The sequence below is a fragment of the Pseudomonas sp. zfem005 genome (assembly GCF_032621735.1).
Lineage (GTDB): Bacteria > Pseudomonadota > Gammaproteobacteria > Pseudomonadales > Pseudomonadaceae > Metapseudomonas > Metapseudomonas solani.
This window is the reverse complement of the sequence record NZ_JAVYJE010000003.1, coordinates 626,507-632,829: the sequence shown is the minus strand read 5'-3', so window position 1 is coordinate 632,829 and position 6,323 is coordinate 626,507. Positions and strand designations below refer to the sequence as shown.

Sequence of the window (6,323 nt, the reverse complement as noted above, 5' to 3'; positions counted from 1 at the left end):
AGCCCTTTTGGTTCCTTTTAAGTGGTTCGGCATTCCGACGATTGTTAAAAGGGACTCGCCCGGGGGGGCGAAATCAGAAGCACCAACAAAACTCGGCAATCAGCTGGGTCCAAATCTTCTAGCAACACTTAACGCAGACAGAGCCAATTCATTCGCCCAGCGGCGCCACCTTCATCACCCAGAGGATGGGACGAGTCTTTCTCGATAGGCGCGCCGCATCATGTGGCACCCGTAGGATGGGTAGAGCCCCGCGAAACCCATCACCTCGGTGTCACAAGGAGGCTCATCACTCACCCCATCGCCGCCCGATAGTCCCCCGGCGTGCCGCCGACCGCGCTGCGAAAGCGGTTGCTGAAGTGGCTGGCGCTGGCGAAGCCACAGGCCAGGGCGACCTCGCCCAGGGGCAGGGCGGTGCGGGCCAGCAGGTGGCGGGCGTGGGCCAGGCGGCGGGCGAGCACGTACTGGTGCGGCGGCAAGCCGAAGCTTTCGCGGAACATCCGCGCGAAGTGGTATTCCGAAAGCGCCGAGAAGGCCGCCAGCTCACCCAGGCTCAGCGGCTCGGCCAGGTGGGCGTCGATGTACTCCATCAACCGCTTGCGCACCGCCGGGGCCAGGCCGCCCCTGAACTGCGGGCCCTGGCGCAGGCCGACCTGGGTCAGCAGGGTGTGGCCGAGCATCTCGTGGGCCAGGCTGCTGGTGAGCATGCGTTCGCCGGGTTCGTTCCAGTCGAGCTGGATGAGGCGGTGGAAGCGCGCGGCCTGCTCGGCGTCGTCGAGGAAGGTCGCTTCGCGCATCTGCAGCTCGCGGGGTTCGCGGTCGAGCAGGGTGACGGCGGCGTGGGCGAACTGCGCCGGGGCGATGTACAGGTGCGCCAGGCGGATCTCGCCGTTGATCACCCAGGAGGACTCGTGCCCGGCGGGGAGAATGCACAGCTTGTCCGGCGCGCCCTTGGTGTCCGGGCGCTCGCGGCGGAAGGTGCCGGTGCCGCCGGCCAGGTAGCAGGACAGGGTGTGCAGGCGGGTGCCCTGGTAGTCGCGGGCGTCGTGGTGGTTGCTCCACAGCGCTGCGCCCATGCCATCGCCCAGCTCGGCGGCATGCTCCAGGCGGGCATGGGGCGAGCTGGCGAGGGACTGGAAGACCTGGTTCTGCAGGAGTGACGACATGCGCGGGGCAACCGGGTGGCTTGGGTGACCATGCTAGCGCGGGCGCCCGCGCGACGCAGCGGGGTGGCGCAGATAAGCGCAAGTTTTTGCAAGCGCGCCGACGGGCTGCGCGGGAGACTGGCCCCTCGACGCACCACCCGGATGACCGCCATGAACCTCTCGCTGTACCTGCTCACCGTCCTGATCTGGGGCACCACCTGGATCGCCATCAAGCTGCAGATGGGCGAGGTGGCCATTCCCGTGTCCATCGCCTACCGCTTCGCCCTGGCCGCCGTGGTGCTGTTCGCCATCCTCCTGCTCAGCCGCCGCCTGCAGAAGCTCGACGGCCGCGCGCAGATGATCTGCCTGGCCCAGGGGCTGTGCCTGTTCTGCGTCAACTTCATGTGCTTCTACACCGCCAGCCAGTGGATCCACAGCGGGCTGATCGCCGTGGTGTTCTCCACCGCCACCCTGTGGAACGCGCTGAATGCGCGGGTGTTCTTCGGCCAGCGCATCGCTGCCAACGTGCTGGCCGGCGGTGCCCTCGGCCTGGCCGGGCTGGCGCTGCTGTTCTGGCCGGAACTGGCCGGCCACCAGGCCAGCCGTGAAACCCTGCTGGGCCTTGGCCTGGCGCTGCTGGGCACGCTGTGCTTCTCCGCCGGCAACATGCTCTCCAGCCTGCAGCAGAAGGCCGGCTACCGGCCGCTGACCACCAACGCCTGGGGCATGTTCTATGGCGCCTCGCTGCTGACCCTGTGGTGCCTGGCCAGCGGCACGCCCTTCACCCTGGACCTGAGCCCGCGCTACCTCGGCTCGCTGCTGTACCTGGCGATCCCCGGCTCGGTGATCGGCTTCACCGCCTACCTGACCCTGGTCGGGCGCATGGGGCCGGAGCGCGCGGCCTACTGCACCGTGCTGTTCCCGGTGGTGGCGCTGAACATCTCGGCCTTCGCCGAAGGCTACAGCTGGACCGCCCCGGCGCTGCTCGGCCTGGTGCTGGTGATGGCCGGCAACCTGCTGGTGTTCCGCAAGCCCAAGGCGCCGGTGGCCGCGGCGCCCCTGGGGAGCCGCGCATGAGCCAGCGCGTGGTACGCAGCCGCGACTTCACCGCCGAGCGCGCCTGGGGGGCGCTGGATATCGCCAACCTCGACGGCACCACGGTGCGCCTGCACTGGACCGACCAGCCCTACATCTGGCACGTCAACGACGGCAGCGAAGTCTTCGTGGTGCTCGATGGCCAGGTGGAGATGCGCTACCGCGAGGGCGTCGAGGAGCATGCGGTGCTGCTGGGCGTCGGCGACCTCTTCCATGCCGGACCCGGTTGCGAGCACGTGGCCCACCCCCGTGGGGCGGCGCGCGTTCTGGTGGTGGAGCGCGAAGGCAGCGTCTAGCTCGCCTCGTCGGCCTTCTTCGCCCCGCGCATGTTCATCGCTGCCAGGCACAGTTGCAGCACGATCAGCGCCCAGGCCTGGGCATGCAGGCCCCAGGTTATCCACAGGGCGTTGCTGGCCAGGAACACCCAGAAACCTACGTGCCGGCGCGACGGCTTCTTCGAGCCGATCAGCCAGGCGGCGGCCACGGTGACCAGCATGGCCGGCCATTGCAGCAGGTCGAGATAGTCCATCGATTCCCCCTTGTTCTCTTTTTAGTGAGGCGGGGAGGGCGACGGTTCCAACGTTTTTCAGGCGCCCAGGGGCTGGCTGAAGAACAGCGCGACTTCCTCGGGTGCGGTCTCGCGCGGGTCGTAGAGGGCGGTGTTGAGGCCACTGAGGGCGAAGCCGGATTTCAGGTAGAAACCGATGGCCGGGTGGTTGCTGCTTTGGGTCTCCAGCCACAGGCAGCGCGCGTCGCTGGCGCGGGCGAAGGCGGTCGCCTCGTCCAGCAACTGCCGGCCCAGCCCCTGGCCCTTGTGGGCCGGCGCGACGAACAGCGCGCTCAGCTCGGCGCTGCGGTTCCATTCCTCCAGCCGTACGCAGGCGAACCCCGCCAGGCTGCCGTCCTCGGCCACGGCGGCGAGGGCGAAGTCGGCGTTCTCGACATCCTCGGCGAACCCCTCGGCGTCATAGCGCTTGCGGAAGGGCTCCGCGCGACGTTCCTCGACCAGCGCAAAGGCCAGGCCCTGCCGCTCCACGCGGTAGAGCAGGTGGGTGTCGTAGCCGGCATCGAAGGCGCTCAGGGCTTCGGCGTCGCGGGGGAACTCGATGGGGCGCAGGTGCATGGTGTCCGTTCCGATGGGGGAGGCTGGGATTCTAGTGGGATCGACCTGTAACGGTGAGGGGGCGTGCCTCGGGGGGAGGTTGGTATTCGGGTGGGCGCCGCATGGTGGATGCAAAGAGCGGCATCCACCCTACACACCGGTGAGGTTCGAGCGGGGGAGCTGGGCGTAGGTTGGCGCCGAGCGCAGCGAGGCCCAACGGGGCGGGGTTCGGGTCCGCTGCGTTGGTAGGGGCGGTGAGGTGTCAGTCCAGCAGGCAGGCGAGCAGGTCGGGCGGCACGCTGGGTGCTTCCTGCTCGAACAGGGTGCGGATGATCGTGCTGCGCTTGCCGCTCGGGGTGGTGCCGACGAAGTAGCTTTTCACGGCATAGCCCTGCTGGTCGGATTCCAGGAGGAAGCTCATGGGGCCGAGGCGTTCGTATTCGGCCTCCACCAGCAGCCAGCCATTGCGGTGGGCCAGCCTGGTCAGGCGCTTCATCGCGACCTTTTGCTGGCCGTCCTCGGCGAGGCGTTGCCCGATGGCGTCGAACGCCCGGGTGTAGGCGCTCGGTGATTCACGGCGAGGGCAGGTGGGGTCGGGCGGTGGGGGCGGTGCCTTCTCGGCGATGACCCACTCGGGCTCGTGGCTCCGTCCCTTGCGTGGCTCCGTGCTGATCAGGCCCATGTAGAGGGTCGAGGCCTCGTCACCGAGGGTCACGATTTCCTGGCGGCTGGCCAGCAGTGTGCCGTCGTGGGCCTTGCAGTCGACGCGGACGGTGTACAGATCGTCGCCGAATGGCGACACCATCATGCCGTCGTAAAAGGTCGCCTCATGGATTTCTGACGAGGATGACTTCCCCGTCGAGTTTCGAATGAAAGACTCGCATTTGGAGCGCGCGAACAGCCGGGGTTCGATGGTGCCTTCCACCGTGACAATGGCATCGCACCCCGCGAGTGTCGCGGCTACCAGCGCCAGCGCCGTCAGTCTTCCCTGCATTTTGCCGCTCCTTGTCCACCGACGGGCGTGCCGGCAGGTCGCGTTTATAGCCTGAGGCCGTGATGCTCGGGAAGAGGCCGCTGGTGGATGCAAAGAGCAGCATCCACCCTACGCAGCGGTGAAGCCCGTGCGGGGGATGGACGTAGGTTGGCGCCGAGCGCAGCGAGGCCCAACGGGCGGGGCGTCAGCGGCGGGCGAGGAGGGTGAGCCAGGCGAAGGCGGGGTAGCAGAGGTAGTGCAGGAAGAAGAGGAAGACGGCCATGGGGCTGGGTTGGTCCTGCAGGGTCATCATGCCGAGCAGGCCGAGGTAGAGGACGCCGAGCAGGGCGCCGTAGCCGAGGAAGATGCGCCAGGCTTCGCCGCGGCTGGGGGCGCGGCGCTGGATGAGGCGGAAGGCGGCGGCGAGGAGCAGGGCGACGGCACCGGCGATGACCAGGGTGGCGAGCAGGCCGCCGACCTTGACCAGGCTGCGCAGGGCGAGGTTGAGCACCATCGCCAGGGCTACGCCACCGATGGCGTAGCGCAGGGTGAAGGCCGGGCGCGGGTCGTTCACGGGCGTTCCAGGGCGACGTTGAGGCCGAAGCGCTTTCTCAGCACCGATTCCAGCAGGCCCTTGGGCAGCAGGGTGGCGAGCAGCGGCAGGGCGCGGCTGCCGTTGCCCAGGCGCAGCAGGCGCGGGCGCGGGTGGCGCTGGATGGCGGCGAACAGGTCGCGGGCGAATTCGGTGGCGGGGGTGGGGTTGTCCTGGGAGGCGCGGGCACGGGCGCGGATGCCGTCGCGGATCGGCCACCAGGGCGAGCCTTCGGCGATCACGGCTTCGGCTTCGCGACTGGCGTTGGCGCCGAAGCTGGAGGCGATGGCGCCGGGTTGCACTTCCATCACTTCGATGGCGAAGGGCGCGAGTTCCAGGCGCAGGGCGTCGGAGATCGCGTGCACGGCGGCCTTGGAGGCGCAGTAGGCGCCGGCGAAGGGGGTGACCAGCACGCTGGAGACGCTGCCGATGTTGACCACCAGGCCGCGGCTGGCGCGCAGCACGGGGAAGCAGGCGCGGGTGAGGCCGATCAGCGAGAAGACGTTGGTTTCGAACTGCCGGCGCAGGGCGTCGGTGCCGCCGTCGAGCAGCGGGCCCATGGCGCCGTAGCCGGCGTTGTTGACCAGCACGTCGAGGCGCCCGGTTTCCCGTTGCAGGCGCTCGCCCAGCTGCGCCACCGCGTCCTCGTCGTTGACGTCCAGCTGCACGCCGATGAAGCCGGCGACATTGAGGGCGTCGACGTCATTGGCCTTGCGGGCGCAGGCCCAGACGCTGTAACCGGCGTGCTTGAAGGCATCGGCCAGGGCGCGGCCGATGCCACTGGAGCAGCCGGTGATGAGGGCAACGGGTTGGCTCATTGCTGGGTTCCTTGTTGGTCTTGTTGTGGTGGAGGCGACAGCGGGTGGGTCTTCAGTCGGTGAATCTGCCATGTAATCGCTCGGCGCGGAACTCCAGGGTCTGCGGGCGGTAGCCACTGCGCAGGGGCGGCAGGGGCAGGCAGTCGCTCCAGTCGGCGCCGGCCTGCAGGCGCGGCGGGCCGAGGGAGCGTTCGGCCTCGTAGGTCGATTGGGTGAGGTTGATCGAGTCGCCCGGGCGGTAGGCCTGGATCACCCAGGCGAGGTCCAGCAGGGTGGTGCTGCTGCCGTTGTGCACGCGGATCTGCAGGGGGCGGTCGGCGGGGCACTGGTCGGGGGCGTAGCCGACGCGCACGTCGAGCAGGGCCAGCTGGCGCTCCACCACGCGCTCCTCCCAGAGCACCCAGGCGGCGACCAGGCCGATGCCGAGCACGGCGACCAGGGAGATGGGCAGGGCCTTGGCGGGGTGGCGGATGACCAGGATCAGCCAGGTCAGGATGAGGATCGCACCGATCAGCATGGGAACGCCCGTGGGGGTTTCGAGGGGCTCAATGCTAGCGCATTACGCTGCGGCGATGCGGGGTGGGATGTGCCAGGCGCGGGG

Annotated in this window: 9 protein-coding genes; 2 read left to right on the top strand and 7 right to left on the bottom strand. The window is 68.9% G+C overall.

The genetic code is table 11. The features are described from left to right. Positions 1–290 precede the first annotated feature (290 nt). Entirely contained in the window at positions 291–1,163 is an 873-nt protein-coding gene (locus RTW82_RS09675; protein WP_316924939.1) for an AraC family transcriptional regulator, read from the bottom strand. Positions 1,164–1,313: 150 nt separating this feature from the next. On the opposite strand from RTW82_RS09675, the gene RTW82_RS09670 reads away from it, so the two are divergent. Together RTW82_RS09670 and RTW82_RS09665 are read left to right on the top strand one after the other, a co-directional pair. After that, entirely contained in the window at positions 1,314–2,219 is a 906-nt protein-coding gene (locus tag RTW82_RS09670) for a DMT family transporter (RefSeq protein ID WP_316924938.1), read from the top strand. Beyond that, positions 2,216–2,533 carry a cupin gene (locus tag RTW82_RS09665; protein ID WP_316924937.1) on the top strand — a complete coding sequence of 106 codons (318 nt, stop codon included), beginning with the start codon at positions 2,216–2,218 and terminating at the stop codon, positions 2,531–2,533. Before RTW82_RS09670 ends, RTW82_RS09665 begins: the two co-directional genes overlap by 4 nt. Here RTW82_RS09665 and RTW82_RS09660 read toward each other — a convergent pair. The 6 genes from RTW82_RS09660 to RTW82_RS09635 all read right to left on the bottom strand — a co-directional run bounded on the left by RTW82_RS09660 (position 2,530) and on the right by RTW82_RS09635 (position 6,239). Next, the gene (locus RTW82_RS09660) at positions 2,530–2,766 is read right to left on the bottom strand and encodes a hypothetical protein (protein WP_316924936.1); all 237 of its coding nucleotides are present in this window, start codon (positions 2,764–2,766) and stop codon (positions 2,530–2,532) included. The two genes, RTW82_RS09665 and RTW82_RS09660, sit on opposite strands and share 4 nt — an antisense overlap. A 57-nt stretch (positions 2,767–2,823) precedes the next feature. After that, positions 2,824–3,360, bottom strand: coding sequence for a GNAT family N-acetyltransferase (locus RTW82_RS09655; protein WP_316924935.1), 537 nt, complete (start codon positions 3,358–3,360; stop codon positions 2,824–2,826). Positions 3,361–3,601: 241 nt separating this feature from the next. Beyond that, on the bottom strand, positions 3,602–4,333 hold the full coding sequence (locus RTW82_RS09650) for a hypothetical protein (RefSeq protein ID WP_316924934.1): 732 nt from the start codon (positions 4,331–4,333) through the stop codon (positions 3,602–3,604). A gap of 184 nt (positions 4,334–4,517) precedes the next feature. Continuing rightward, complete coding sequence (locus tag RTW82_RS09645) at positions 4,518–4,886, bottom strand: hypothetical protein (RefSeq protein WP_410478779.1); 369 nt, start codon at positions 4,884–4,886, stop codon at positions 4,518–4,520. After that, the gene (locus RTW82_RS09640; RefSeq protein ID WP_043239976.1) at positions 4,883–5,722 is read right to left on the bottom strand and encodes an SDR family oxidoreductase; all 840 of its coding nucleotides are present in this window, start codon (positions 5,720–5,722) and stop codon (positions 4,883–4,885) included. Before RTW82_RS09640 ends, RTW82_RS09645 begins: the two co-directional genes overlap by 4 nt. A 52-nt stretch (positions 5,723–5,774) precedes the next feature. After that, a complete protein-coding gene (locus RTW82_RS09635) occupies positions 5,775–6,239 on the bottom strand; it encodes a multidrug transporter (RefSeq protein WP_316924933.1) in 465 nt (154 codons plus the stop codon). Positions 6,240–6,323 lie beyond the last annotated feature (84 nt).